Below are 23,528 nucleotides of genomic sequence, written 5' to 3'. Positions count from 1 at the left end.
ACCACCTAAACTCAGATTTACTTTTTAAAAATAAAAGGAACTGTCAAAAATAATATCGAAAACAAAATACCAAGCATAGTTCCTAGTATACAAATTATCGCTCTCTTAGGCTTTGCTTTATTTTCTGGCACAACTGAAGGATCTATAATTTTAAAAACATATTCTTCTTGAGCCTCAGCTAACATCAAACTTTTCATTTGCTCTTCGATTAGTTTATAAAATGTACTTTTCATTTCAGAATATGAAGTCCGATTTAGCTGCTCGTTTAGGTATTTTAAGTTTCTTGACGACTCGTCGATTGCTCTTTTTCTCATATCAATATTAATATCTTCAATCAACCAATCCACCCATTCCTTTGCTATATTAGGCGAATAATGCATTACTGATATCTGATATAAACCACTATCTTTATCCTGCTTTATTTCTAGAACGTGCTCAATAAAGTAGTCATAAGCTTCAAGATATGATGGTTTAGACTTGCGTAGTCCTGTTGGTTTTCTTAACCATTCTTTTGATTGAACATTATAAATTTCTTCATCGTAAATTAGCTCATCATTAGATATATCCCATGCTTTCGTTGCCATCAAAGTTATAAGTAAGTCATGTTTAATGATAAAATTTTCAATGAATTTTCTTGACTTTAGTACTTGAACAGCAATGTCAGTTTGAGACAACTCTGATGCCCCTAAATTAACTCCTGCTAAATTTGCAAGCCCTCCTAATTGACTTGCCATACTAGATAATCCACCGCCATTTGAACTTTCTGCAGGCGCTAACAAAGCATCGGCTTTGTAAATATTTGGCAAACTTAGTGCGTATAGTACAGAGCCAATAGCAAAAACAAATGTAGTGACAATGATGATCCACTTGCCTTTCCATAAGACTTTAAAGAGCTCACGCAAGTCGATTTCATCACTTACGTTTTGCGGTTGGAGTGGATATGGTAAGGTGTTTGGGTTGGGTTCTTTTTGTGGTTCCATGGAAGTTCTGGGTCCTAGGATCCTAGGTTCTAGGTTAGACGTTTAATCTAGAGCCAAGAGTAGGATCGGTGAAAATGTGTATGGATTAATGAATACTGAATATTAATTCGATTGCAGACACGCGAATCTTCCGCTTTTGCTTTCAAACGCAGTCGACGTTTTATGAGAACAAATTCCTAGTCTCGCTTCTTTTCGTGGAATGAGGTTTTAAGCTCTCGTCATCGGTAAGTGAAGCGCTCCATAATCAGTATTCTCAAAATACTAGGTCCTAGGAGCTATTATTCCCTAGGACCTTTTACCTTTACTTCAACGCGTTTATCGCTACACCTGTTTGATAAAGAATCTGAGTGGCTGCAGTCCAAGTACTTAGTGCATCGCGGTAGTCGGTATCAATCGGTACAACAATTGTGTCGCCCGCTTTTAGCTCTTCATGATTGTTGCCGAACCAATAGCCTGATGTTGGCTTATAAACCGAACCGTCTGCGCGAACGACAAAGATACGGTCTTCGTCCGCTTGCTTCTTAGCGCCTCCGGCTTTATTTAGGTAGTCGTTCACATCTAACTTATTATCTAGTAAGTAAGTAATTGGAACCTGAACTTCACCCATAATTGAAACAGTGTTTCGGAAAGTTGGAACGAAGAGGAAATCACCGTCCTCAAGCATAAAGTCTGCTGAGCGCTCGCCTTTTAAAATACGGTTTAACTGTACTACCATACGGCCAAGTGCTTTGCTTCGACTTGCTTCCTCTACAAACGCTAAAGTTTTCTCTGGGTCTGAAATTACAGAGCCCATATTACTATCGGCTCGGAACGTCTTCTTCGCGGTTTCTTTGCGCATATCTGCTGCATATTGGTTTAAAAGCTTCTGCTCTTGTAAACGCAATGCTTCACGCGTAAATATCGCTCCTTGAGGATGAGCAAACTCTGTGAGACCACCTGCTCGCTCCAATAACTCGTTCAGAGTTTCACCTTGACGCACGGTATAGGTTCCAGGGAAACGAACTTCACCCTGTAAAGTGACTGTGCTTTGTAGCTTCACATTTGGCTTTTCTAGGATGTTCAAACGATCTCGGCCTACAATAATTGCATCGTCCGAAACGCTGCCTTGGATTGCTTTACGCAAATCAATACGTTCAACATCAATATACGCACGCTCATCCGCACTATTAATCGCGGTTCGCGCTAGTTCTGCATTAATTGTGAATGCGTTGTAAGTCAAACCACCTGCTGCTTCAATAAGCGTTGATACCGTCATCCTTGGGGTGATCGGGTAGCGTCCCGGGTGCTTCACTTCACCAAAGACTTCAGCAATTTGAGGAGCTAGCCCCAAACGAGACTGTTGCTGAAGTTGTAACAACACAGGGGCAAGTAAAGTGCGACGAGTATTTTGCTTCAGCTTTTCAAAGTCTTCCTCTGTAATCTCTTTACCACGGAAAATGATTTTAGCTGGTTTCGCCTGCCCTGTGGTGCTCGGGTTATTCAGCGTATCGTTTGCTGAATGCGAAACGGCAACAGAAGAGCTCATCACTTCTTGCTCTTTCTGTTGTTCAAGCTCAGCTTGCTCTTGCGCTTGCTCCAATGTTTTTGCTTTTACAACAGCCTCTTGTGTTGCCAATGTATCCAAGTCTTCGTTATTAAAGCGGTTGAAAACCAATATACGATCTCGTGATTGTAACTGGAGGTTATCTTGGCTACCTGGTGATAGAATTGCGTTGGCTAAGCTTAGTTGGAACACTTCAATATCACGTTGCGGATTAATCTCTCTTACCACAACCGCATAGTTAACATCAGCTGTAGAATTAAACGCTGAGTCAACAGATTTGAAAAGATCAGCAACACGAAGACCATTGCGCCATTCCACATAGCCAGGATGACGAACATCTCCCTCTATCTGTACGTAACGAGTAAGCTCTTCGCTTTTTTTCAAGATCTTGATGGCGTCGCCATTTTTAACTTTACTCTTTCGATCTTGCGTTTTATTGAAATCAAGCGTCAGAGCTTCACGAGCGCCATGTGAAGCGTAGCGTTTTATCTCCAACTGCTCGACATGAGCATTCGCAGTAAAACCACCTGCCATCTGAATAAGTTGTTGGTAAGTTTCACCGGCCCTGACTTCATAAATTGCCGGACGGTTGATCTCGCCTTCTATAGACACCGTATCGTTAACAGAACCAATTAAAACAACATCATCCGGTAGTAAGCGCACATCATTACTTGCATCACCTTTTAGTAACAGGTCATACATATCCAACTTACGAATGATTTTACCATCACGCTTTAGTTGGATATCTCTTAGGGCCCCACTTTCACCAAAACCGCCACTGTAATAGATAGCTTGTGAAATTGTCGTTAATGCGCTAACCGTGTAGGCACCAGGTTTATATGCATCCCCCATTACAAACACTTGCATGGTGCGTAATTCACCCAATGAGATATCACTGCGCACACCAATCATTTGCTCTTTTACACGTTGCGTCAGAGAGTCTCGAACATCAGAAAAGTGCATGCCTGCAACATTTACTGGCCCAAGTGAAGGGAAGTTGATTGTGCCCGCACGATTTACGCGTAAACGATGCGTTTCATTCTCCTTACCAAACAACTGCACAATGATTTCATCACCTGCACCCACGGTGTAATTTGCTGGCACAGGAACATCACTGATCGGAGCAAAGGTGCTTGGAGAACCAGCAAAAAGATCTAAACCAAAGCGTTTAAGCTCTCCCTGCTCACCTTTTTTGAGCCATTGTTCTTCGATATTGGAAGATACAGCGCTACTAGCTTCAGTTCTAGGTTGGATTACTTGCGGATTTTCGTAAGGAGACTTGTTTGAAGATGAACTAGAAGGAATGGAGAAACCATACTTACTCGCCAAGGCCTTTTGTTGGTCGGCGGGTAGGTTTTGAAACATTTTCATTTGTTCTGGAGTGGGTGTTTGTGCCATTGAATAAGACGCAAACGTACTTGCCAATATAAAAGCGGCAATAGAGAAATATCCTTTAAACATGGTATGTCACTATAATAATTGAATAAAAGACCCTAGCCCCAAGTTTGAGCTCTAGGTATTTAAATTAGAATCGGTGCTGAAAACCCAGTGTAATCGAGTTAAGGCGAACTTGGTCTTCAGAGACGTTATCAACGAACTCAAATATCACCGCGCTTTGGTTATTTAAAGCGTAGTGCATACCTAACCCAAAACTAAATCCTTGTTCTTTGTGAGAACCTACATTTTGTAGATCAAGCTGAACGCTTGAATATCCAGCTAAACCATAAAGTGCAACTCGCTCTGAAACTGGCATATTCAGCTTAACAAAGCCGCTCAAAGCGCTATCAACAGCAAGACCACTGTCACGTTGAACTGATGTCCCGTAACGCCCTTCTAAACCAATGTAGTCATTAAAGAAGTATCCTGCTTGAGCACTAAGAAGAAAGGGGCTTCCCTCTTTCACGGACTCAGAAGGTGAGCTTTTCAATTCTGCATTTGAGTAGCTCACTAGAGCGCCTGCGTAAAAATCGGCTGACGCTGAAAAAGAACTCAGGCTCAAGCCCAGTGCACCAAGTATTCCCAAACAATGCTGCTTTCTTATCACGTAAAAGTTCCTAGTACTGGTAATAATATTGCCTGACAAGGCAAAGTTAAATTTTGCTATGCAGATCATTAAATACTGAAAAGCTTGCACGCTACCGCCCTGAGGCATGGAGCGTAAGCCACTGTATCGCTTTCTATATGGTCTAAGTAAAAACGACCTATTGACTTCAAGCCTCTAGTGCTGAAGGAAATAGGCAGACAAATTATGCACTCTTGATAGTTTATCAGCAAGCAAGGGAGCAAGATAACCGTGCAATGTCACGCTGGTGTTAGAAATGAGATCGAAAGCCATGGCAAAATAAGAAACTATTTACATGCTAAGGCTTTTTTATCTAGAATATAATTTGGAGCATTTTTTATGCTACCAAACATCGATGTTTTTATACCGGATACACAAGGATTAATAATGAAGAATACAGCTCTAGCTATTCTTATGGCTCTAAGCGCAACATCTGCATTTGCAGCAGAAGAAGCAGGCTCAACAGGCGCAGCTTCTGCGTCAGCAACTGGCACGACAGCTGTAGGTGTAGGCGCAGCAGCAGCAGTAACTGTAGTAGCAGTTGCAGCGTCAGATAGCGACTCAACATCTACTTCAACATCTACTTCTACTTCTACTTCTAACTAATTTCGTTTTGTAGAACAGAAGCCAATCGCCCTGATTAAGTCAGGGCGATTTTATTTGTAAGAGGGATCAATGAATATCTTCCGAATACCTAAATGGATACGCCAACTCCTCATTCTTCCATTACTCCTTGTACTCTTTGGCTGCACACAGAAATTCAATGATGTTTCAGCAACCGTCCAAGAAGCCTACGGTAACTACATTGATGTAGAGATGACACCAGAAGAAATCAATGCTATTCCATATGCCAGTGCCTATTTGAAACTTGGAAATCAGAAGCAGGTGTTTGTCGTTTTAGCTTTCGCGGAACGAAATCCGCAAAATGGAAAAACACAATTGAAATGGGTAAGCGCCGATAAAGCCATGATCGTTACAGAAAATGGGCACATCGTCAAAACGATTGGACTACAGAGTGGCGACTTAGCGGGTGTTTACGGTGACGTTCCAGATTTTTCTTTAGACTCAACCTCTGTCAACTACGCACTCTCATACGATTGGGCAACACAATACCGTTATGGCTTTCCTGCAAACATAACGCGTTCTTACTCAGGCCAAGAAACGTTAACAACACCTATTTCTAGCACTATGACCAACGTATATAAAGAAGCTGTTGAGTTTAGAAGTCTTTCTCAATCGGTCGAAAACTACTATTGGGTCAATGAACAGGGTCAGGTCGTTAAAACCTTGCAACACCTAGGGCCAAATATGATTCCGGTTGAGTTAACTATTTTGAAGGGATATAGCAAATCATGAGCAAGCAACTACTCACATTATTCGGTTTGGTCATGCCGCTTTTGAGCATGCCTAGCTTCGCTCAAACAGAAACCTCTGCTATGCAACCATTAAATGTTGAATTGCTAGAAGCAGGCAAACGGCTACAATTTCAAGGGACGGCTCGTTTAGAAAGTGTGTTAGCACTTGCTAGGGAGCAAAGCGTCTCTCTGCAATATTCTCTTGGTACCACTTTGTTTGATAAATCGGAACACGCCGAGAAAACCTCTACCGCTTTAAAGAACTCGGTGCTCAATCAAATGATTCAACACAATTTGGTCGCACATCCATTCTACAAGTTCATTCAGAAGCAAAGCTTTGCACCACGCTTACTGTCTGCGATCGATGTTGATAAAATTCGACTAGATAAAATCGACAACCCACTGTTGAGCGGCGATTACCTGCTCGCTAGCCCTCTACGCGAAGAAAAAGTGTATTACTTAGGAAACCTAAGTAGCGTGTATTCCGTTAAGGCGCAAGCAGGCATCCCTTTGCAAAGACAAATAGAGAATTTGAAAAATAACATTGGTGCGTTATCAACACAGCCAGTGTTGATCTACCCAGATGGTCACGTAGTTAAGCCGCATCACGGAGCTTGGTTAACGACACAATATTACTTACCACCTCTGACATTGGTATATATTCCGTTTGGTAATCTTGAATACTCCGAAATGGACCAAGATATTGTCCGTCTACTCACTCAATTGATACCAAATTCTACAAAGAGACCACAATGATGCCAATTAGAAAAAGCTTAACCCTTTCTTTAATGGGCCCAGCATTGGTTTGGGCTCAAGACATGCCCTTTGAGGCCCCCTCTTTACAACCTTCTCAATCTGACTTTGGTGGTGTTGGCTTAATGCAGATGCCAACCGGACGTATGGCTCCTGAAGGGGAATTCAACTTTTCGGTAACAGGTAGTGATGAGTACCTTTTTTACAATGTAACTCTGCAACTCATGCCTTGGTTAGAAACAACCATCCGTTACACTCAAGTTAAGGACCTGCCTTACTCATCATCCTTCCCCGATGTTGATAATGAATACACAGACAAAGGGATAGATTTTAAATTTAGATTATGGGAAGAATCTGAATACATACCAGAAATCGCCCTGGGAGTACGAGACTTTGCTGGTACCGGCCTTTTTGATGCTGAGTTTATTGCAGCGACAAAACGATATTCTAATTCGAAATTAGGTACTTTTGATTTTACTTTGGGTATGGGTTGGGGCTACTTGGGAACCAGAGACAATATAACCAATCCATTTTGCAAAGCATCAGACAAATTCTGTGAACGTTCTGAAGAGTTTCTTGATTCTGGAGGAACAACTAATTTTGACAGAGCTTTCAAAGGGCCTGCGGCTTTATTTGGTGGTATAGAGTTCCAGACGTTGCACGCTCCTTTACGATTTAAAGTTGAGTACGACAGCAATGATTATTCTACAGACTATGCAGTTGTGGGGGCAGATGTTGATATGAAGCCCCACACACCATGGAACTTTGGTGTCCTCTACCGTCTAGGCATGGCCGATTTTCGTTTAAGTTATGAACGCGGCGATACTTTAGTAGCAGGCTTAACGCTAAACACTAATTTCAATGACATGCCATCATTCTGGCGAGATACACCAACACCAGAAATCGAAGATAGCCAGCCTGAAGAACTGTCTGATGTTGATTGGGAACGTGTAACAGAAGATTTAGACAAAATTGCTGGTTACCAAAACACGCGTATTTATGTTGATGACAATACAGTAACTGTCGTTGGTGAGCAGAAAAAGTATCGTGATCGCAATGAAGCTCATGAAAAAGCAGCGGCAGTCCTTTACAACGAAGTGCCAGACAACATTGATACCTTTACTATCAATGAACGCAGTCGTGGTCTGATCGGCGATCAAACGGTTATCTCCAAAGAGAAATATCGCGACTTTGCCCAAGTTAATTACATCAATCCGAAAATAGAAGATGCAACCTCAAGGGCTACTACTCAGCCAATGGGAGAATCTGTCTACGATGGTTTTGAACGTTTTGATTGGGGCTTTGCACCTAAACTAGTTCAAACTCTCGGAAACGCTGAAGATTTCTATCTCTTTAGTGTAGGGCTAAGCGGTAATGCCTCATATTGGCTGACGGACAACCTTGAAATTGGCGGTTCGTTATACTGGGATTGGTATAACAACTACGATAAGTTTATTTATGTCACTCCACCTGATGGCACTACTGTTCCTCGTGTTCGCACCATGTTCCGCGCTTACCAAAATGAACATGCTGTAACCATGTCAAACTTACAATTGACTTGGTTCCAAGAGTATTCCGATACGATGGATCAGCAATTCTACGCGGGCTATCTGGAGAGTATGTTTGCTGGAGTCGGTACCGAGTTTCTTTACCGTCCACAAGGAGCTAACTGGGCGATTGGCGCTGACGTCAACGTAATTTCTCAACGTGATCCACAAAGTTACTTCGGTGTTTACGATGAGAAATGGCAAAACGTGCCAGAATATGGACGTCCGTTCCAAGTTATTGATAAAGGCTTCACTGGTTTTGTATCTGGTTACTACTACCCTCAATGGGAATTCCTACAAGACTTGATGATCCAATTCGATGTTGGTCAGTTCCTAGCTGGTGATGTTGGTACACAAATCAACGTTTCTAAGCAGTTCAAGAGTGGCGTAATTGCTGGTGCCTTTGCGTCATTTACAGACTTGTCTGCGGATGAATTTGGTGAAGGTAGCTTTACCAAAGGTTTCTACTTGTCGATTCCATTTGACATCATGACCGTTAAGCCAAGCAACAATCGTGCGAACTTTAGTTGGCAGCCTCTTACTCGTGACGGAGGACAGAAACTCGGACGTAAATACAGCTTGATTGAGTTGACCGATGAGCGAAATCCTTGGTATCAAAGGCCTAACCGTTCGGATGTGGAATAATAAAGTAATCAAGGGAGCTGCGGCTCCCTTTTTCATATCTAGATACAGAGTCATAGAAGACTCAAACCTATCTTCCTGCTTCCAATAGCGCTACTTTTCGTTTCTTGCTAGAATTCCTGAGAAAATTTTAATCTATGGTGGAAGTTCTATGATCATCGTAACTGGTGGCGCTGGCATGATCGGCAGCAACATTGTTAAAGCACTAAACGAAGCTGGTATTAACGATATCCTGGTTGTCGACAACCTAAAAAATGGCAAAAAGTTTAAGAACTTAGTTGATCTGGACATCACAGATTACATGGATCGTGACGACTTTCTGACCCAAATTATGGCGGGCGATGATTTTGGTCCGATTGAGGCAATTTTCCACGAAGGTGCTTGCTCTGCAACGACTGAGTGGGATGGTAAGTACATGATGCTAAACAATTACGAGTACTCTAAAGAGCTGCTGCATTACTGTTTAGATCGCGAGATTCCATTCCTATACGCTTCTTCCGCAGCCACTTACGGCGATACCGATACTTTCGTTGAAGAACGCGAATACGAAGGCGCACTGAATGTATACGGTTACTCGAAACAGCAGTTTGATAACTACGTTCGTCGCCTATGGCAAGACGCTGAAGAGCATGGTGAGACCCTTTCTCAAATCACCGGCTTCCGCTACTTCAACGTCTATGGCCCACGTGAAGACCACAAAGGTAGCATGGCATCAGTTGCGTTCCACCTAAACAACCAACTTAACGCAGGTGAAAATCCTAAATTGTTCGCGGGCAGCGAATCATTCAAACGCGACTTCGTTTACGTTGGTGATGTATGTAAAGTAAACCTGTGGTTCTTAGAAAACGGCGTATCAGGTATTTTTAACTGTGGTACTGGCCGTGCTGAATCTTTTGAAGAGGTAGCAAAAGCAGTTATCAAGCATCATGGCAAAGGCCAAATTGAAACCATCCCATTCCCTGAACACCTAAAAGGCGCTTACCAAGAATTCACACAAGCGGATCTGACCAAACTGCGCACCGCAGGTTGTGATGTTGAATTCAAGACAGTTGCAGAAGGCGTTGCCGAATACTTGACTATCCAAAACAGTTAAGCACCACAAGGTGGTAGAACCATAACCTGCCACCTTTACTCAAGTGCAATAGCCTGTATCATTCCTAACTATCTTTTTCTCATTTAAACCACTTCGCCCACACACGAATAGGTAACTAGACACGCCATGACCATAAAACGTGATGACTTCGACCCTAAAGCATATAACCCTGAGTTTAAGCGCCACTTTCTGTCGCCTAAGTACTGGGGCACGTGGTTAGGTGTTATCTTATTTTTACCGTTATCATTAATGCCTCTGGGTTTACAAAAGTGGTTAGCGAAAACCATAGCCAAAAAACTGTGTAAATCCCACAAAGGTCCAGCTCACCGAGCGAGGGTTAACTTTGAGCTGTGTTTTCCGGAAAAGTCGTTCCAAGAACGTGAAACTTTGATAGAAAAAACACTCTACACAGCAGCCATGTTCTTTTTTCGCTTCGGGTTACTAAGTTTACGCTCACCAAAATGGCTTCAGAACCGTTGCCAAATTCGCGGCCTAGACATTTTACGACAGCACATTGATAACAACGAAAATGTGATTTTAATGGTTCCCCACTCTTGGGCAATTGATGTGCCTGCTATCTTGCTCGCTTCAATGGGAATGCCAGTTTCTGCAATGGCGAAGAAACAAAAGAATGATGTTGCTGACTGGCTGATGCACAAGCAAAGAGTCCAATACGGTGGCCGTGTTTATGAACGCTCAGGTGGCATTAAGCCTTTTCTGAAATCCATTCGAGATGGCTATGTAGGGTATTATCTACCTGATCAAGATCACGGCCCAGAGCATAGTGTGTTTGTGGATTTTTTTGCAACACGTAAAGCAACGCTACCTGGTTTAGGCAAAATTGCGAAACTATCACGCTCAAAAGTACTGCCTCTATTTGCGTCGATGAACACTGAAGATGGTACGTTTGATATTGAGATTTTACCAGCGTTTGAGCTGGATAAAGGCGAAGAGCAAGACGCTCGTACCTGTAATGAAGCCATTGAATATTTTGTCGGTGATAAACCCGAACAATATATGTGGGTACTACAGTTGCTGCACTCTCAAGAAGACGGCAATAACTATTACAATTTGTTTAAACCAAGATATAACAGCGACTGGAAAGTGCAGTGAAAGTATTTGTCGTAAGCTTGGCTCGATCACTAGATCGCCGAGAACGTATTGAAGAAAAGTTAAAACAACAAGGCATTACGTTTGAATTTTTTGATGCAGTAGATGGCTCTGTTGACCGTTTTCTTCATTCAGAAAAAAGTCGTCCAACCATTACTCTACGCCGCAAAGGGTATCAATTAAAAACCAGTGAAGTCGCCTGTTTTGCAAGCCATTACGAGTTGTGGGTTCGATGTGTTGAGCTTGATGAACCGATCGTCATCTTAGAAGACAACGTCGACCCCGTAGAAGGGCTGAAGCAAGTACTCGAACATACCCTTCCATTGACTTCTAATTATGACTACATCAAATTGTCTGCCACTCAGAAGCGTGTATTCACCCCAATCGTACCTATTGATGATAATCATATGCTAGGGGGATACTCAGCAGGCACTTGTGGTACCACCGCTTATATCGTCACACCTAAAGCAGCATCAAAGTTTGTTATGCATGCTCAAAAGTTTATTGAACCAGTCGATGACTACATGGAAAAACCATGGAGACATGGTGTTCAAGTTTACAGCGTGTCTCCAGATCTCTTTACTAGAGCAGAGATTGCTTCGACGATTGGTGGTAAAAGAAAAGATAAATCCAAAATGACTCTTGCGAATAAAATATACGCTGAACTTTTTAGAACTTATGAGTCAATTTTGAAATTCCTATACTGGAAAAACAAAGCATGAAGATTTTAGTCATTGGCCCTGCATGGGTCGGCGATATGGTAATGTCGCAATCGTTATATATCGTATTAAAGCAACGCCATCCAGATAGCCAAATTGACGTTATCGCTCCAGGATGGTGTAAACCGATTCTTGAGCGTATGCCAGAAATCCATCAAGCGATTGAAATGCCTATCGGTCATGGTGAGTTTAACTTATTAGGCCGCAGGGAAATTGGCAAATCGTTACGTGAAAAGCAATATGACCACGCCTATATCTTGCCTAAATCAGCGAAATCGGCACTGATCCCATGGTTTGCCAACATTCCTCTTCGTACTGGCTGGAAAGGAGAAATGCGCTATGGTTTATTGAATGATTTACGCCCTAACATGAAGTCTTTTCAGTACATGGTAGAGCGCTATGTAGCGTTAGCTTATCCAAAAGCAGAAATGGTGGATTCTAACTCTCTCGGCGGGCTTGAAACCTTGCCTCGCCCACGCCTTGAAATCAACGCGGCAGAGCAACAAGCCACGATCAAAAAGTTCAACTTAGCCCAAGACCTACCAATTATCGGACTGTGCCCAGGAGCAGAGTTTGGTCCTGCCAAAAAATGGCCCGAAACACACTACGCTGAAGTTGCGACACAAATGGCTCGTTCTGGGCATCAAATCTGGTTGTTTGGTTCTCAAAAGGACTTAGAGACTTGTAACAATATTCGCGCACTTGTTCCGACGCAATTCCATGAGCACATTCATGTTCTGGCAGGCCAAACCAGCTTAATTGAAGCGGTCGACCTACTTGCTGCATGTAAGACTGTTGTCGCGAATGACTCAGGCTTAATGCATGTGGCAGCTGCGGTTGGTTGTAATGTTGTTGCAGTGTATGGCTCAACTTCACCGAAGTACACCCCCCCACTCGCAGAAAAAGTGGAGATTGTTCATACCGATATTGATTGTCGCCCTTGTTTCCAGCGTGAATGTCAATACAAACACCTTAAGTGTTTGACAGAACTTTCGCCTAAGCAAGTGCTAGATAGTATCCAAAAACTTGACGCCATTACGATAAGCTCATGTTAGTTCGTATTGTTTATACCTTACTACTCGCCCTAGCGTCACCGCTGCTTTTATTTGGTTTGTACAAGAGCAAACCAAATAAGCCTCAGTTTGGCTCTCGCTGGAAAGAGCACTTTGGCATAACTCCCAAGCTAAAAAGCAACGACAAACCTATTTGGATACATGCCGTATCTGTTGGTGAAAGCATAGCAGCAACACCTTTAATTAAAGCCCTTAAGGAACAAAACCCCGAACAATCTATTCTAGTTACTACAACAACAAGTACCGGAGCTGAACAGATTGCTAAGTTGGGTGATTTAATTGAACACCGCTATATGCCAATTGACTTTGGTTTTGCTATCAAAGGTTTTCTTAAATCAGTACAACCAAAACAAATGTTGATCATTGAGACTGAGCTGTGGCCAAACACGCTTCACCATGTTTACAAAGCGGGTATCCCTATAACAGTCGTGAATGCTCGCCTATCTGAAAAATCGTGTCAGAACTACGCCAAAATACAGCGGCTTTTTAACCAGCTTCATCCATGCCTAACTCAAGTACTCTGCCAAACGGATTCAGATGCAGAGCGCTTCGAACGCTTAGGCGTTGAGAAAAAGAAACTATCCGTTACTGGCTCGATTAAGTTCGATATTCAAATATCAGAGCAAGTGAAACAGCAAGGACAGCAGCTTCGAGCCCAACTTGGAAACGATCGTCCGATTTGGATTGCAGCTAGCACCCACAAAGGCGAGGACGAACAGGTATTAGATGCACATAGACAAGTTTTAAAATCTCATCCAAATGCATTACTTATTTTGGTTCCTCGCCATCCGGAACGATTTGATGATGTGTTTGCACTTTGCCAACAGCAAGGCTTTAACACTGTGCGTCGTACTTCAACGCATGCAGTAGAGACGAATACTCAAGTATATCTCGGCGATACAATGGGTGAGATGCTAACGTTGATTGGCGCAGCGGACATCTGCTTTATGGGGGGAAGCCTAATTGGAGATAAGGTTGGTGGGCACAATGTATTGGAGCCTGCTGCTTTGGGTGTCCCTATTATCAATGGTCCAAGCTTCTTTAACTTCAAAGAAATCGTACATGAAATGAAGCAGAACAACCTCATCAAAATTGTGAAAAATGAGGATGAACTGGCAAGAGCTATCGTGGCTCTAATTAAAGACGTCGCAGTTCATGAGCACATCACGTCAGAGCTTGCTCATTTTATGTTAGCAAACTCAGGCTCCTTACAACGTACCACCACAGCCACCTCTTCTATCTAAAAAAGCCGAGTATTAACTCGGCTTTATTTTAAGCTTTAGTTTTAAACCAACGCTTTATTTTCTTTAGGTAATGTTTTTTCGATTTTTTCAGATATATACTTAAAAAGCATATCCAATACTTATAGCGATAGATCTTGTTCAAACCAAGAATACGGATTTTATATTGCTCAAACTCTCGGTCTTCTGCCGTTGGGTCTTTTGCTTGCTGGAGACTCCAAGAGCCCTCATGCATGCTACGATAAACCGACATTTTTTCAGGGAGGTACCAGGCGCCTTGCTCGATACTATTGATAATCTGCAACACAGAGTGCTCGCCATAAAGCTTGAAAAAGTCTTCATGTTGATAAATTAGGTCAAAAAACGGCTCTTTTCTAATAAACATCGATGCCATAGGCATAGTGTCTCCGCCCTTCTTAATGACGTACTGATAAGGTATTTTCTTTTCTAAATCGCCTTGGTATCCGTATTTCTTGTCAACCAACTGGTCTTTTAGCAAAGTCAAAGAAGGATGAAAACAAGCATTAATATCCTTATGGTTTGCCAAAGCTTCAAGCTGTTTTTGAAGCTTGTTGTCATCAACCCAATAGTCATCACCTTCACAAAAAGCGATGAACTCCCCATCAACATGAGGCAACATGTTAAAAAGTACAGCTGATGACCCTTTAGAGTATATATTCTCCTCTGGATAAATTCTCTTTATTTGGCATTTCCCAGAATACTCATTAAAAACTCTATCGATAATTTTTCGACTATTGTCAGGAGAACAATCATCATGTATAAGCAACTCGTATTCAAAGTCTACTGTCTGATTAAGTATAGATAAAAGTGTCTGCTCAATATATTTTTCGTGATTATAGCAAGTACAAATAACCGAGACTTTGGTGGACATTTTATTCCTCTGTCTTCTATTTTATTTAATTAAGAAGAGTTATATCTTTTTAGCAGGATTACCTAGAACGGTGGTATTTGACCTCACTTTGGTAAATACGACAGCTCCCATGCCAACTGTCGCATCATCTGCTACTTTAACTTTAGGGTGGATAGTTGCTCCGGAGCCAATCAATACTCTCTCACCAATTTCTACATGACCATTGATGGTATTGCTTCCTAGTAAAGAGGTATAGCGACCAATTTTGACATCATGTCCAATAGCACAATTACAGTTGATGAGCGAAAAGTCACCAATAGCTGCACCAGGAGAGATGCTGCAGTTTGGGTTAATAATTACACCTTCACCTATTAAAGAGAATGGGCTCAACACAACACTAGGGTGAATAAATGAGATAGCATTACCGCCTTTATCTTTTAGCATTTCGGCAATACTAGCGCGAGCATAACCTTCCCCTCCAAATGCCAAAATAAAATCAAACTGTTCAAGATCATCTAGCATGGAGATTGATTTTACTTCGTGGCCATAAAATGTTGTTCCTGATACAAAATATTCGTCAGTCACACAAAAACACAAGAAACGTTCACGAATATCATTTACATCTTGTATCCAGCTGTACACTTCCGCAGCTAGACCACTAGCTCCAAATATAATAATTGGATTAGACATTATTTACCCCTGCTCAATCTCGGTTTTTTCAACGTGTATTTTTAATAAGCCAAACTCATCATTTATCACGATGCTATTTTCGCTACTATTTACAGATTTATCGCTTGGTTCATCAATAAACTGATAAGCACGTACAGAGTATCTATCACCATCATTATCAATTAGAGCCTTAGGAAAAACTTTAAATGGTCCATAATCTAATGCTCTCAATATGCGATAGTTCTCAAGCGTTGATTGTTTTATATCTAGCCAGCCATTTCCGGGGATATCTTTGGACAGATACAGATAGTCGTATCTCAATGGCTGTTTAGTCAAGCAAGGAGTACTGCCTGTTTGCAACAATTCATCAATTACGTTTGAAAAGGCTTCTAATCCGGCATGCATACATTTATGAGCGACCTGATATGCTTTGTCATGCTTATCAACTAATACGTCGGAAAAAGCAATAGCCTCACCAGTGTCTACACCTTCATCAACATAATGCCAAGTGACACCGGTTTTTTCTAATTGATGAAAAATAGCCCAACTAGGTGCGTTTCTTCCTCGTAAATTTGGTAAAAGTGCATTATGAAAATTGATAATAGTTACATTCTTTAAAGTCAGTAACTTCCCTTTAAAAAGGTAGTTATTATTCGCACTGATGATTAATGTATTACCAGACAGCCACCTGAGTAACGAAGACTCGATATCTTCTTTCGTATGCTTAAATTGATATGCGACGTCGTGTTTTTGAGCAAATGACTCAAGAGTAGAAAAAGGTTGCATCTCTGTCTGTAACAATTTCAGCGTCACATCATATTGAAGAAGCTTGGAAGCAACGTCTTGAGCTATCTTACCAAAACCGATCACGATTACGGTTTCAAACTTTAATTTAGACACTGCGCCCTCCATCAATCACAAGATCTAAACCAGTCACCCAGCGAGACGCTCTGCTACTCAAAAAATAACAGGCCTCTGCAACATCTTCAGGTTTGCCTAAACCTAAAGGATATAGGTTATGTAACTTTTCAAGTGCTGCTTCGCCCAAATCAACCGCTACATCTTTTGTGTGCTTGGTCTCAACCCATCCAGGCGAAACGGTATTTACTCTGATTTTACGCGGAGCTAATTCTCTAGCCATTGATTTACTTGCAGAAATCAAAGCCCCTTTTGCTGCAGAATAAGCAACTAATCCTGGCTCACCAACGAAATGGGCAATGCTAGAAATCAGTGTAATACTTCTATCCTGAGACTTATCTGAATATAAAGCGTTCGAAAAAAGCTGGCAAAGGATCAAGTGACTATTTACGTTCGTTTGCATAGTCAAAAGAAGCTCTTCATCCGATACTAACTTCAACGGCAAGATTTTATGGTAGCCCGCAGCACAGATAAGATCTGTAACTTTACCTTGCTCAGTAACGATCTTTTTCAGCAGCGGTTTTAATGATGAAGGAGACTTCAAATCCCAAACATAAGCGGCTGAGGAATCTTTTCCTAAAGATTCCTCAGCGGTTTTAAGGCTCTCTTCATTACGTCCAAGAAGGATCACAAAGTTTCCCTTTTGAACATGTTTGTGAGCAATACTCAAGCCAATGTCTGAAGTCGCTCCTGTGATAAGAACTTTTCTTTTCATCGAAATTACTGAGGAAGTAGCTCGAGCAATTGACCCACAGTTTTTCGTTCGATTAAATCACCGTGTCCAATTTCTACTTGATATTCATCTGCGAATAAAGTGATAAGAGATAATTGGGCTAAAGAGTCCCACTCTTCCGTTTCTTGATATTCAAAATCAGGAGTTAGCTCTTCTACTTCCAACTCTAGGATCTCAGCTAGTTCTTCCAAAAAAACAGTCATTTATACATCCAACTTAATTAGTTTACATAGTGTAAGTTCATTGACATCAATCAAGGTCGCCCCCCAACTCAGACCTACACCAAAGCCTGATAATAGTGCTTTTTTACCCTCAAAGCCCGAATTCTTCATCCAAGATGATAAAATCGACATTGGGACAGTTGCGGACGAAGAGTTACCATAAATAGTCACTACCTCTGAAGGTAACTGCTCTTCCGTTACCTTCAGTGCTGAACGGAAACGATCCAAGATAAACTTATTTGCTTGATGAAAGAAAAAGTAGTCAATCTCTTCTGGTTTTGTGTTCGTTTCAATAAACTCTTTAATAAAATTGATTACCGTTGTTTGAGTAAACGTAAAAACATCTCTACCTTGCATGACCAAATGCTCAGAACAACGCCAATTTCCTTCTTCGTCCTCAGCAAGAGCGGCAGTATCAGAGGTACAAGGGTTTACCATACCACCTGATGGGATCATTAAAGCTTTTGCTCCTTTACCATCATGTTTGATCTCAAGAGGGGCCTTCACATTTTCCGCTCTTCTTTCTATTAAAGTGATAGTAACTGCATCCCCAATAAGAGGGTATGAGTTACGATCTTTTAAAGAAACCTTACGGCTTAAAACATCACCAGCAATTAGCAACACTTTTTGCGCATCACTATTACGAACTAGGCTCGAAGCTTCAAACAAACCTCGAATATAGCCATTGCAACCATCGTTGATGTCCATGCAATAACAATCGGTTTTAAAGTCAAAAGCGCCATGTACTATCGAAGCCGTTGACGGAATTGGGTAATCAGGAGTTTGAGTTACCACCAAAATTCCATCCACATCCTGATAGTCGCACCCAAGAGTGGTTGACAGGTCCTCAAGCAAAGGAAAAATCATATCAGTGAGCGCCGTTTCTTTTGAAACAACATGATGTTGATTGTATCCCATTAGCTTCTTCAGCTTTTTAGAACTCTGCTCTGTGTGTGAGTAGTTTTTTATCTCATCATCAAAGTAAGAAATATGCTTTGGAACGGCTGCGACTATCCCTTTCAGCGAGATATTGCCAATATCACTTTTCATAAATTAACCTTGAATCGTTTTAAGATACTCACCAATAACATGCGGCGAAACAAAATTCTCAGGAACCAAACCTTCACCAGGAATTGAAATAGCTAGCTGAGCTTCGATCTCACTTACTAGGACTAACAAATCAAAAGAGTCCAACAGACCTGATTCAAAAAGTTCAGTATCTTTAGCAAACTCATGTTCTGGTTTCATTGTGGTTAAGATTGCTATAATTTTTTCACACATACTACTATTTAACCTTTACAAATTCTTGTAGTGCTTTCTCTGAAAAAGCTTTTCTATTTAACTTACCATTTGGCGTAAAAAGCATTTCTTGTACAAAGCCAATCTTGCTTGGAATCATGTACTTTGGTAAACGTTTCGTCAGTGCAACTTTAAGCTCAACTTCACTCATCGAACTACTGCATTGAACAAAAGAATAAAGCACTTTATCTTCTGATAAATAACCAACAACACACTGTTCGACAGCATCTAGCTCCATGATCTGAGACTCAATTTCACCAAGTTCTATACGATAGCCATTGTGCTTAATCTGGAAGTCTTTTCTACCAATATAATAAATTAAACCATCAACAAGTCTAACCAAGTCTCCGGTACGATAGATCATATCAATGTATTTATCTTGAAGTGGGTTTTGACAAAATACCTCTTCTGTTTTTTCTGAGTTAGCCCAATACCCAAGCGCTAAGCTAGAGCCTCGAACGCACAATTCACCTTCATCATTACGTTGGTCGTTTTCATCTAGGATTAGAATTCCTGAGTTATGGCAAGGGATCCCTATAGGTAAGCTATCCCCATCCCAGTCTGACGGCACATCATAGTAGGTGCAATCAACGGTAATTTCTGTTGGTCCGTACAAGTTAGAGTAATGAGCATTAGGATGCTTATCTAACCAGTACTTAATCGTCTTCGCTGGCATTACTTCCCCAGCAAACAATACATTCTTCAAGCATGGCAATTGAAACTGATCAAGTAACTTAAGGTTCGCAATATTTACAAGCAATGAAGGAACCCAGAAGATCGTTGTTATTGCTTTTTCTTTCAGGTATTCAAGTGTTTTCTGAGGAAAAATAAACACGCTTTCAGGAATAACATGCAATTCTGCCGCATTAGACAACGCCAAATAGATGTCTAAAGTCGAGTTATCAAAGAATAGTGGTGCTTGACTACCAATAATATCAGCCTTGCTCACTTCATAGGCTGAATTAGCCCAATCAATATAATCAATAACACTAGAATGGCAAATAGTGACACCTTTTGGTGTGCCTGTAGAGCCTGAAGTAAAAATTATATAACATGGATCTTTATCAATAACGGTTTGATTAAACTTTTCGATATCAGCCCAAATATCTTGCATAGGTAGCTTAGATGTTGGTATTTCATCGATATTAATAGTTGAAATTGGACTATCTAATTCTAATGAATTTAATAAATTTCGAGACGTTTCATCATAAAGAACAAGACAATCTTGAAGGTTAGATAAGATCTTTAATAGTCGTTCTTTAGGTGAGTTAATGTCTACGGGGCAGTAAATCCCTCCAGCCATTGTCGCAGAAAAGATCATGGAGAGTGCATTTACAGATTTTTTCGCAAACACAACAATCGGCTTGTTTAAACTTCCCTGCTGTCTTAGTTGCAATGAGATAGCATATGACTTTGCTGTACTTTCTGCATAAGTCAAAGAGTGGATCGAATCCGAAACACAAATATTTTCTGGATGTTTCATCGACGATGCTTGTAGATATTTCAGGATGCTGTTTCTCATCTTATACTCTCTTTTTGCAACCAATCATGATTTTTTAAGTATTTGTTTTATCTTGTTTACCATTGATTCACACAAATCAAAATATATAGGCAAGCATAAGATCCTTTTACTAGTCGAGCGACTAACTTCACATGGAGTTCCTTCATGACCATAACTATCGACAAGATCTAAACTTGGATAAAAGTACCTTCTTGGAAAAATGTTATTCGCTTCCAAGTTAGCCTTAGCTCTAAGTAATGACTGCTCCGAGTCAAACACGATTGGTACGTACGCACCATTAGGTTTTGAGCTATCCGACCAATATTGCATTTGGAAAACATCAGAAAGGTGGGTTTGATAACTTTGCCATAAGCCTCTTCGCTTGGTCATGATACTTTCTATATCATCTAGAACACAGTGACCCATAGCGGCTTCAAACTCATTCATCTTGGCATTGGTTCCAACACCTTCTATTGAATCCGGTCCTGTTATTCCAAAGTTAATCATAGAGCGTACTTTAGCTGCTAGCTCATCACATTGTGTAATCACAGCTCCACCCTCTATCGTGTGGAATAACTTTGTGGCATGGAAACTTAATGTACTTATATCACCGTACGTTAATACACTTTTTTTATTTAGGTCCACACCAAAAGCATGAGCGGCATCATAGATAACTTTTAGACCGTGCTTGTTTGCTATAGCTTGAATCTCATTTACTTTACATGGGTTACCAAACACGTGCACCGGTACTATTGCAGACGTTTTTTCTGTAATAAGATCTTCAATTAAATCAGGATTGATATTAAAGGTATCACTTTCAATATCACAAAAAACAGGGGTTAAATTTTCCCAATTAAGCGTGCTTGTGGTCGCAGCGAAAGAGAAAGGTGTTGTGACCACCTCTCCAGCTAGATTAAGTGCTTTGTAAGCAACTTGAAGTGCCAATGAGCCATTTGCAACCAATATAACATGCTTAACACCAAGATACTCAGCTAGTCGAGATTCTAAATCCTTAACGAGAGGACCACTATTGGTCAACCAACCGCTCTCGTACACACGATCAACATATTGTTTATACTTATCTTTTGACGGTAGATATGGTTTTGTTACAGGAACAATTTCATTGCTCATCATTTAATATCTCATTGCAACTAACGAGTAGTGCTATTTTTGTTCGGTGACTAACTCGGAAAGGTAACGTCCGTAATCATTTTTTTGCATCGGTTTTGCAATGGATAGTATCTGGTCTCTTGTTAACCACCCATTGCGCCACGCAATCTCTTCTAAACAGGCAACTTTAAGACCTTGAACATTTTCAATGGTTTGAACAAACGAAGAAGCTTCATGTAGGCTTTCATGCGTTCCAGTATCTAACCAAGCAAAGCCGCGCCCTAGTAATTGAACATTCAGGTCACCTTGCTCAAGGTACATTTGGTTTAGCGTCGAAATCTCTAATTCACCACGAGCTGAAGGTTTGACTTTTTTTGCCAATTCGACGACTCGGTTATCATAAAAATACAGCCCAGTGACAGCATAATTGGATTTAGGCTTTACTGGTTTTTCTTCAATCGAAATCGCCTGCATATTGGCATCAAATTCTACAACGCCAAATCGCTCAGGATCTTTAACCTGATAACCGAATACCGTCGCGCCACGGGTCTTCATCGCAGCTTGCTGAAGGATAGGTGTGAACCCTTGCCCATAAAAGATGTTGTCACCCAGCACCAAACATACTGAGTCATCGCCAATGAATTCTTCACCAATGATGAAGGCTTGAGCTAAGCCATCTGGGCTTGGTTGAATCGCGTATTGCAACTCAATGCCAAACTCTGAGCCATCACCTAATAGACGCTGAAAACCCTCCTGGTCTTCTGGCGTGGTGATGATCAAGATTTCACGAATGCCCGCAAGCATAAGTACTGACAACGGGTAGTAAATCATTGGTTTGTCATAAACCGGCAGTAACTGCTTAGAGACACCGCGTGTAATAGGGTAAAGGCGAGTGCCCGAGCCACCTGCTAAAATAATGCCTTTCATTATTCGCCCGCTCCTAATCGCTCTAAACTGTATGAACCATCAAGCACACGTTGCCACCATTGTGGGTTGTTTAGGTACCATTCGACGGTTTTGCGAATACCGCTTTCAAACGTTTCTTCTGGCGTCCAGCCAAGCTCTTGAGCAATCTTGGTGGCATCAATTGCGTAGCGCACATCATGACCAGGGCGATCTTTCACATACGTGATCAAAGATTCATAAGACTCAACACCTGCAGGTTTGTTTGGTCGCAGCTCTTCAAGTAGCGAGCAAATGGTTTTCACCACTTCAATATTCGCTTTTTCATTGTGACCACCAATGTTGTAGGTTTCACCGACTTCACCTTCGTTGACCACTTTGTAAAGCGCGCGAGCATGGTCTTCCACAAACAGCCAATCTCGGATCTGCATACCATCACCATACACAGGCAACGGCTTGCCATCGAGGGCATTTAGAATCATCAGAGGGATCAACTTCTCTGGAAAGTGATACGGGCCATAATTGTTGGAGCAATTAGTGATAAGTGTTGGTAAGCCATAAGTACGTTGCCAAGCGCGAACCAGGTGATCGCTCGAAGCTTTAGATGCAGAATATGGGCTGCTCGGCGCGTATGAGGTGGTTTCGGTGAACAAATCGTCCGTACCCTCTAAATCGCCATACACTTCATCCGTAGAAATATGATGAAAACGGAATGCCGATTGGCGCGCTTCATCTAGGTTCGACCAATATTGACGGGCCGCTTCGAGCAGATGGTAAGTGCCCATCACGTTGGTCTCAATAAAAGCAGCAGGACCATCAATAGAACGATCGACATGAGACTCAGCCGCCAAATGCATCACCCTATCGGGTTGATGCTCTGAAAACACGCGATCTAGTTCAGCTCGGTCACAGATATCCACTTGCTCGAAGTAGTAACGTTCACTCTCTGAGACATCAACCAGTGATTCTAGATTCCCTGCGTAGGTCAGTTTATCTAAATTGATGACGGTATCTTGGGTGTCACGAATGATATGTCGGACAACAGCTGACCCAATGAAGCCTGCTCCACCGGTTACTAATATTTTCATTACAAATGTTACCTACGTTAATTTTTGTGCCATCAGATACACATGAATACTTTATGATTATTGTAGTTTATAGACTCACTCGAGCATCGTTAGACTC

The 23,528-nt window shown here is 41.4% G+C and carries 23 protein-coding genes; 9 read left to right on the top strand and 14 right to left on the bottom strand.

Annotated features, from left to right (window positions below):
• Window positions 1-17: 17 nt before the first annotated feature.
• From R7R78_RS10945 to R7R78_RS10935, 3 genes are all read right to left on the bottom strand, one after another.
• Complete coding sequence (locus R7R78_RS10945) at window positions 18-980, bottom strand: Wzz/FepE/Etk N-terminal domain-containing protein (protein ID WP_225473536.1); 963 nt, start codon at window positions 978-980, stop codon at window positions 18-20.
• 301 nt (window positions 981-1,281) lie between these two features.
• Entirely contained in the window at window positions 1,282-3,984 is a 2,703-nt protein-coding gene (locus R7R78_RS10940; protein WP_225473535.1) for an SLBB domain-containing protein, read from the bottom strand.
• 64 nt (window positions 3,985-4,048) lie between these two features.
• The gene (locus tag R7R78_RS10935; protein ID WP_225473534.1) at window positions 4,049-4,567 is read right to left on the bottom strand and encodes a porin family protein; all 519 of its coding nucleotides are present in this window, start codon (window positions 4,565-4,567) and stop codon (window positions 4,049-4,051) included.
• A 405-nt stretch (window positions 4,568-4,972) separates the two neighbouring features.
• On the opposite strand from R7R78_RS10935, the gene R7R78_RS10930 reads away from it, so the two are divergent.
• The 9 genes from R7R78_RS10930 to waaA all read left to right on the top strand — a co-directional run bounded on the left by R7R78_RS10930 (window position 4,973) and on the right by waaA (window position 14,121).
• Window positions 4,973-5,191, top strand: coding sequence for a hypothetical protein (locus R7R78_RS10930; RefSeq protein ID WP_225473533.1), 219 nt, complete (start codon window positions 4,973-4,975; stop codon window positions 5,189-5,191).
• A gap of 69 nt (window positions 5,192-5,260) precedes the next feature.
• Window positions 5,261-5,941: a YjbF family lipoprotein gene (locus R7R78_RS10925; protein WP_064368922.1), complete on the top strand. Its 681-nt coding sequence runs from the start codon at window positions 5,261-5,263 to the stop codon at window positions 5,939-5,941.
• A complete protein-coding gene (locus R7R78_RS10920; RefSeq protein WP_225473531.1) occupies window positions 5,938-6,696 on the top strand; it encodes a capsule biosynthesis GfcC family protein in 759 nt (252 codons plus the stop codon). The genes R7R78_RS10925 and R7R78_RS10920 overlap by 4 nt, the downstream gene beginning before the upstream one ends.
• Window positions 6,693-8,885, top strand: a complete 2,193-nt coding sequence (locus R7R78_RS10915) for a YjbH domain-containing protein (protein WP_225473528.1) — start codon at window positions 6,693-6,695, stop codon at window positions 8,883-8,885. Before R7R78_RS10920 ends, R7R78_RS10915 begins: the two co-directional genes overlap by 4 nt.
• Window positions 8,886-9,033: 148 nt before the next feature.
• On the top strand, window positions 9,034-9,975 hold the full coding sequence (gene rfaD, locus R7R78_RS10910; RefSeq protein WP_017634969.1) for an ADP-glyceromanno-heptose 6-epimerase: 942 nt from the start codon (window positions 9,034-9,036) through the stop codon (window positions 9,973-9,975).
• Window positions 9,976-10,101: 126 nt separating this feature from the next.
• Window positions 10,102-11,088, top strand: a complete 987-nt coding sequence (gene lpxM / locus R7R78_RS10905; protein WP_132936695.1) for a lauroyl-Kdo(2)-lipid IV(A) myristoyltransferase — start codon at window positions 10,102-10,104, stop codon at window positions 11,086-11,088.
• Entirely contained in the window at window positions 11,085-11,807 is a 723-nt protein-coding gene (locus R7R78_RS10900) for a glycosyltransferase family 25 protein (RefSeq protein WP_186584527.1), read from the top strand. The genes lpxM and R7R78_RS10900 overlap by 4 nt, the downstream gene beginning before the upstream one ends.
• On the top strand, window positions 11,804-12,859 hold the full coding sequence (waaF, locus tag R7R78_RS10895; protein WP_225473527.1) for a lipopolysaccharide heptosyltransferase II: 1,056 nt from the start codon (window positions 11,804-11,806) through the stop codon (window positions 12,857-12,859). Before R7R78_RS10900 ends, waaF begins: the two co-directional genes overlap by 4 nt.
• Entirely contained in the window at window positions 12,853-14,121 is a 1,269-nt protein-coding gene (waaA, locus tag R7R78_RS10890) for a lipid IV(A) 3-deoxy-D-manno-octulosonic acid transferase (RefSeq protein WP_225473526.1), read from the top strand. The genes waaF and waaA overlap by 7 nt, the downstream gene beginning before the upstream one ends.
• A gap of 28 nt (window positions 14,122-14,149) precedes the next feature.
• On the opposite strand, the gene R7R78_RS10885 is transcribed toward waaA, so the two are convergent.
• From R7R78_RS10885 to rfbB, 11 genes are all read right to left on the bottom strand, one after another.
• A complete protein-coding gene (locus R7R78_RS10885) occupies window positions 14,150-15,010 on the bottom strand; it encodes a glycosyltransferase family 2 protein (RefSeq protein ID WP_225473525.1) in 861 nt (286 codons plus the stop codon).
• A gap of 39 nt (window positions 15,011-15,049) precedes the next feature.
• Window positions 15,050-15,679, bottom strand: a complete 630-nt coding sequence (locus R7R78_RS10880) for a NeuD/PglB/VioB family sugar acetyltransferase (protein ID WP_033905966.1) — start codon at window positions 15,677-15,679, stop codon at window positions 15,050-15,052.
• Window positions 15,680-15,682: 3 nt separating this feature from the next.
• Window positions 15,683-16,558, bottom strand: a complete 876-nt coding sequence (locus R7R78_RS10875; protein WP_198556783.1) for a formyltransferase family protein — start codon at window positions 16,556-16,558, stop codon at window positions 15,683-15,685.
• Window positions 16,551-17,291, bottom strand: coding sequence for an SDR family NAD(P)-dependent oxidoreductase (locus R7R78_RS10870; protein WP_033905964.1), 741 nt, complete (start codon window positions 17,289-17,291; stop codon window positions 16,551-16,553). The genes R7R78_RS10875 and R7R78_RS10870 overlap by 8 nt, the downstream gene beginning before the upstream one ends.
• A gap of 5 nt (window positions 17,292-17,296) precedes the next feature.
• Window positions 17,297-17,512, bottom strand: a complete 216-nt coding sequence (locus tag R7R78_RS10865) for a phosphopantetheine-binding protein (RefSeq protein WP_021453150.1) — start codon at window positions 17,510-17,512, stop codon at window positions 17,297-17,299.
• The gene (locus R7R78_RS10860; RefSeq protein WP_136976548.1) at window positions 17,513-18,580 is read right to left on the bottom strand and encodes a ketoacyl-ACP synthase III; all 1,068 of its coding nucleotides are present in this window, start codon (window positions 18,578-18,580) and stop codon (window positions 17,513-17,515) included. It abuts the gene before it with no gap.
• 3 nt (window positions 18,581-18,583) lie between these two features.
• Window positions 18,584-18,778: a phosphopantetheine-binding protein gene (locus R7R78_RS10855; protein WP_161782023.1), complete on the bottom strand. Its 195-nt coding sequence runs from the start codon at window positions 18,776-18,778 to the stop codon at window positions 18,584-18,586.
• Window positions 18,779-18,815: 37 nt separating this feature from the next.
• Window positions 18,816-20,312: an amino acid adenylation domain-containing protein gene (locus tag R7R78_RS10850; protein ID WP_198556784.1), complete on the bottom strand. Its 1,497-nt coding sequence runs from the start codon at window positions 20,310-20,312 to the stop codon at window positions 18,816-18,818.
• A gap of 63 nt (window positions 20,313-20,375) precedes the next feature.
• Window positions 20,376-21,464, bottom strand: a complete 1,089-nt coding sequence (locus tag R7R78_RS10845) for a DegT/DnrJ/EryC1/StrS family aminotransferase (protein ID WP_206170716.1) — start codon at window positions 21,462-21,464, stop codon at window positions 20,376-20,378.
• Between the two features lie 30 nt (window positions 21,465-21,494).
• Window positions 21,495-22,367: a glucose-1-phosphate thymidylyltransferase RfbA gene (gene rfbA, locus R7R78_RS10840; protein ID WP_136976546.1), complete on the bottom strand. Its 873-nt coding sequence runs from the start codon at window positions 22,365-22,367 to the stop codon at window positions 21,495-21,497.
• A complete protein-coding gene (gene rfbB / locus R7R78_RS10835) occupies window positions 22,367-23,431 on the bottom strand; it encodes a dTDP-glucose 4,6-dehydratase (protein ID WP_213896270.1) in 1,065 nt (354 codons plus the stop codon). Before rfbB ends, rfbA begins: the two co-directional genes overlap by 1 nt.
• Between the last annotated feature and the right edge of the window lie 97 nt (window positions 23,432-23,528).

This window comes from Vibrio sp. 2134-1, from assembly GCF_033339495.1.
This window is presented reverse-complemented; position numbering and strand designations above follow the sequence as displayed.

Coding starts and splice junctions, on each gene's coding strand:
- R7R78_RS10845 (WP_206170716.1), bottom strand. CDS start 21,464: ATGATGAGCAATGAAATTGTTCCTGTAACAAAACCATATCTACCGTCA.
- R7R78_RS10855 (WP_161782023.1), bottom strand. CDS start 18,778: ATGAAACCAGAACATGAGTTTGCTAAAGATACTGAACTTTTTGAATCA.
- rfbA (WP_136976546.1), bottom strand. CDS start 22,367: ATGAAAGGCATTATTTTAGCAGGTGGCTCGGGCACTCGCCTTTACCCT.
- R7R78_RS10860 (WP_136976548.1), bottom strand. CDS start 18,580: ATGAAAAGTGATATTGGCAATATCTCGCTGAAAGGGATAGTCGCAGCC.
- R7R78_RS10880 (WP_033905966.1), bottom strand. CDS start 15,679: ATGTCTAATCCAATTATTATATTTGGAGCTAGTGGTCTAGCTGCGGAA.
- R7R78_RS10920 (WP_225473531.1), top strand. CDS start 5,938: ATGAGCAAGCAACTACTCACATTATTCGGTTTGGTCATGCCGCTTTTG.
- R7R78_RS10925 (WP_064368922.1), top strand. CDS start 5,261: ATGAATATCTTCCGAATACCTAAATGGATACGCCAACTCCTCATTCTT.
- R7R78_RS10940 (WP_225473535.1), bottom strand. CDS start 3,984: ATGTTTAAAGGATATTTCTCTATTGCCGCTTTTATATTGGCAAGTACG.
- R7R78_RS10850 (WP_198556784.1), bottom strand. CDS start 20,312: ATGAAACATCCAGAAAATATTTGTGTTTCGGATTCGATCCACTCTTTG.
- waaF (WP_225473527.1), top strand. CDS start 11,804: ATGAAGATTTTAGTCATTGGCCCTGCATGGGTCGGCGATATGGTAATG.
- waaA (WP_225473526.1), top strand. CDS start 12,853: ATGTTAGTTCGTATTGTTTATACCTTACTACTCGCCCTAGCGTCACCG.
- R7R78_RS10865 (WP_021453150.1), bottom strand. CDS start 17,512: ATGACTGTTTTTTTGGAAGAACTAGCTGAGATCCTAGAGTTGGAAGTA.
- lpxM (WP_132936695.1), top strand. CDS start 10,102: ATGACCATAAAACGTGATGACTTCGACCCTAAAGCATATAACCCTGAG.
- rfbB (WP_213896270.1), bottom strand. CDS start 23,431: ATGAAAATATTAGTAACCGGTGGAGCAGGCTTCATTGGGTCAGCTGTT.
- R7R78_RS10915 (WP_225473528.1), top strand. CDS start 6,693: ATGATGCCAATTAGAAAAAGCTTAACCCTTTCTTTAATGGGCCCAGCA.
- R7R78_RS10945 (WP_225473536.1), bottom strand. CDS start 980: ATGGAACCACAAAAAGAACCCAACCCAAACACCTTACCATATCCACTC.
- rfaD (WP_017634969.1), top strand. CDS start 9,034: ATGATCATCGTAACTGGTGGCGCTGGCATGATCGGCAGCAACATTGTT.
- R7R78_RS10930 (WP_225473533.1), top strand. CDS start 4,973: ATGAAGAATACAGCTCTAGCTATTCTTATGGCTCTAAGCGCAACATCT.
- R7R78_RS10870 (WP_033905964.1), bottom strand. CDS start 17,291: ATGAAAAGAAAAGTTCTTATCACAGGAGCGACTTCAGACATTGGCTTG.
- R7R78_RS10885 (WP_225473525.1), bottom strand. CDS start 15,010: ATGTCCACCAAAGTCTCGGTTATTTGTACTTGCTATAATCACGAAAAA.